General features: G+C 35.4%; 4 protein-coding genes. All 4 read right to left on the reverse strand.

The window, feature by feature from the left end; genetic code table 11:
- Positions 1 to 346 precede the first annotated feature (346 nt).
- A complete protein-coding gene (gene copZ / locus A5844_RS03570; protein ID WP_086283906.1) occupies positions 347 to 556 on the reverse strand; it encodes a copper chaperone CopZ in 210 nt (69 codons plus the stop codon).
- A gap of 11 nt (positions 557 to 567) precedes the next feature.
- Complete coding sequence (locus A5844_RS03575) at positions 568 to 1,005, reverse strand: CopY/TcrY family copper transport repressor (protein WP_086283907.1); 438 nt, start codon at positions 1,003 to 1,005, stop codon at positions 568 to 570.
- A gap of 83 nt (positions 1,006 to 1,088) precedes the next feature.
- Entirely contained in the window at positions 1,089 to 1,613 is a 525-nt protein-coding gene (locus A5844_RS03580; protein ID WP_086283908.1) for a P-loop NTPase family protein, read from the reverse strand.
- Between the two features lie 100 nt (positions 1,614 to 1,713).
- Positions 1,714 to 3,177: an APC family permease gene (locus A5844_RS03585; protein WP_086283909.1), complete on the reverse strand. Its 1,464-nt coding sequence runs from the start codon at positions 3,175 to 3,177 to the stop codon at positions 1,714 to 1,716.
- Positions 3,178 to 3,249 lie beyond the last annotated feature (72 nt).

The raw sequence follows: 3,249 nt of genomic DNA on the forward strand, positions 1-3,249 counted from the left end.
AAAATACTGTCACTCTTTCTACATAATAATGATATTTACTACAGAAATTCTTAAAATAATATTCCTGTTTTATAATTACCTTCTGACGTATTCAAGTTTTTCTCTAAAAAATAGTTTTTTTGTAATTGATTACTTTTCATTAAATAAAAAAGGGGATAGCTCACAGCATCTCCCCATCTAATCAAGAAACTATATCTTTAAAGTAGTATGACACATGAAGGAAAGAAAATAAGTAATTCCTCATCTAGCTCCACTTTTCATCCTAGACGCAAATAGACTATTCTAAGACGAAAAAAATCATCAACGTCCTATTCTTTACTCGCCACTCGATTGCACTATCCTTTTTTTAAATAAACTCTGCCTGATATCCTAAATCATTGATGGTTTGAGAAATTTTCTCTGGGTTCACAAGAGATTCGTCATACTTAACTGTGCCAGTTGCTTTTTTTAGCTGCACCTTGATTTTTTTGACACCATCAAGAGCTTTTACAGACTCCTCCACACGTGCGACACAATGTTGACAGCTCATTCCTTTTATTGAAAGTTGTTGCTTCATTTTTCTTCCTCCTATTGTTCATGACATTGACATTGCCCAGGAATACAATTGCATGCAATCATGGATACTGGTTCTTTTTGTTTTAGCTGTTCCATGATCTGATCGATATCTGCCTGTGTCAGTGTAGCTTCAGCAACTAAATCTGCAATTGTCGTTCCGACTTTTTTTGCACAAATATGCGAAAAAAGATTTTCAGCAGCACTTTGAACAGATGTTGTTTCAGAGATGGTTGGATGATAGATGAACTTTTTCCCCACTTGCTCTGTCCATATCGCTTGTTTTTTTACGAGTCTTCCTAATAGTGTTTTTACTGTTGCAGGCTTCCAGTCCATTGATTCTCCTAGAATCTGAGTTATTTCTTGTGCAGTTGATTGACCAAGTGTCCAAATCACTCGCATGACTTCCCACTCAGAATCACTAATTTTAACTGGAGTTTTCAATTCTTCCATACAGACACTCCCTTTTTGTTTACAAACGTAAACTTAATATCTATAAATAGATTACACTTGTAAACAAAAAGTGTCAATTAATTTTACTTCTCTATTTGTTCGAGAAATGCTGCTTGTTGCTTTCTTCCTTTTAAAATGATCAATTTATCCAATGCACCAAGTTTATTGATCTTTTCAATCATGACTGGCTCAGTTTCTTTTTGAAAATTCCAAGCATATGCTAAAAATTTGATATACTCTTTATCAAATTTTTCCGTAAATTCTTCGGGGACATCTGGACGTGTGTTTATGTTAAATTTGCGTTTAATTGATCGTTTAATTATCCGATATAGTGCTTCTCCCCGAGTAATACGAAGTAATAAGATCAAATCTGCCTGTTTGATCCTTTGATTAATACTAGAAGGATAATTTCCTTCTATGATCCATTCCGTGTTCGTTTCCATAAAACTTTTCTGTTCTTTATCAAACCATTTTTTTGCTTCTTTAGTATAATCAGTTGTCAGCCATAAACGATCAAGGGGGAATAATGGAATCGCTGTTATAGAGTGTAACGTTCTAGCTAACGTCGATTTCCCTGCTCCTGATTGTCCAATAATCATTATTTTCATCTCTATCTCCTTAACAAATGTGGTCTTCTTCATTTTAATGTATTCTAATTATTAAAACAAAAAAGACCGAATCAATGGATTGATTCGGTCACGAAATGTTTTATGCTTGAACGACTGACTCATTGTTGTCATTATCTTTTTTATCACGACGGGCAATTGCCGGTAAGATCATTCCTAATAAGATCAGAATGATTGGTGTGACAATGTTCGAGATTAATTGGAACCACCATGCTTTAGGATCTGCAGCATATTCTACTTTAGGAACCATTCCTAAAATACAAGCAAATGCTGTGAACGCAAAACACCATGCACCAAAAATGAATCCAACTTTTGGATTTTTCACAAATTTGTATTCAGATGTAAATTTTTTGTAAGCTTTATTTAACATCATGTAAGCTAAGAATACCCATAGGTAACGCATTGGCATCACAACAGAATTTAAATTAGTCAACCATTTTACTAACTCATTCATATCTCTAATACCAAAGATTGGCAGCAAGATGATGATTCCTACTAAAATACCTGTGAATAAATAGCCATTCACTAACGTTCCTTTACGATTACGTTTGCGCAACCATCTTGGAACAAATTCAGGGTCAGCATCTGCTAATAAAATCTTCAGTGGTGCATCAATAGAGAACGCTAAAGCTGAAATCTGTCCGACCATGTTTGTCAATGCATAGATAATCATCAGTACATTACCGATACCATAATAATTACCTAAAATCTGGAAGGCACTGTAAGCACCATTTGCCATTAAGTCTTTTGGAATATTATCACTTGCAAAAAGCATTCCCATAGCTACAGAACCTAAAACGGCACAGATCCCAACCATCGCAGCTAAGAAAATCATTCCTTTTGGAAACTCTTTAGCTGGATTACGTGTTGAATTAACGTAAGGTGAGATTTTTTCTGCTCCACCTACAGCAAAGACTAACATAGAAACAGTCGTAAAGTAACTAAAGTCAAATGTAGGGATGTATGTTTTTACTTGATTCATGTTTGCTGTTGCAAATTCCATCGTTGGATTGATGAATGGTGCAGTCACAGCTAGCAAAATGAATAGCAAGGACATGACGAACATTGCTGTACCCGCTAAGCCACCGATGACTTTCAATGTTGATAATCCTTTTGTTGAAAGATACAAGAAAGCTAAGAAAATAATCAAGGAAATGACCGCAACCATTTGAACGGACATCGTGTTCACGATATTTCCGTTTCCTTGAACGGCCCATCCTCCAGCAATCAGAATCGCTTGAGGTTTTTGTGCTAAATAAGGAATATGCACAACCCAATAAGTCCAGGCAGCATAATAGGCTAGTCGTTTATTGGATGTCGTATTTTCGACCCAAGAACTGACACCGCCTTTACTATCTTTGAAAGCCGATCCCAACTGACCCACAATCAATGCGTAGGGAATAAAATAAATTGCAAGAATCAATAACCATGAAGTAATTACTGAAATTCCTTGCTGCGCGTAGTTGTTGACCACATTCCCCATGCCCCAGACCATGTTGAAAGCAATTAATGCTACTGTAAACCAGCGCAATTGTTTTTCGTTCATCTGTTCTCTCCTTTAAAAAAAATTAATAAATAAATATACAACAGTAATCATAGTCAATATTTAAAAAGTTTA

Source organism: Candidatus Enterococcus wittei (assembly GCF_002140175.1).
In the GTDB taxonomy this organism is placed as follows: Bacteria; Bacillota; Bacilli; order Lactobacillales; family Enterococcaceae; genus Enterococcus_B; species Enterococcus_B wittei.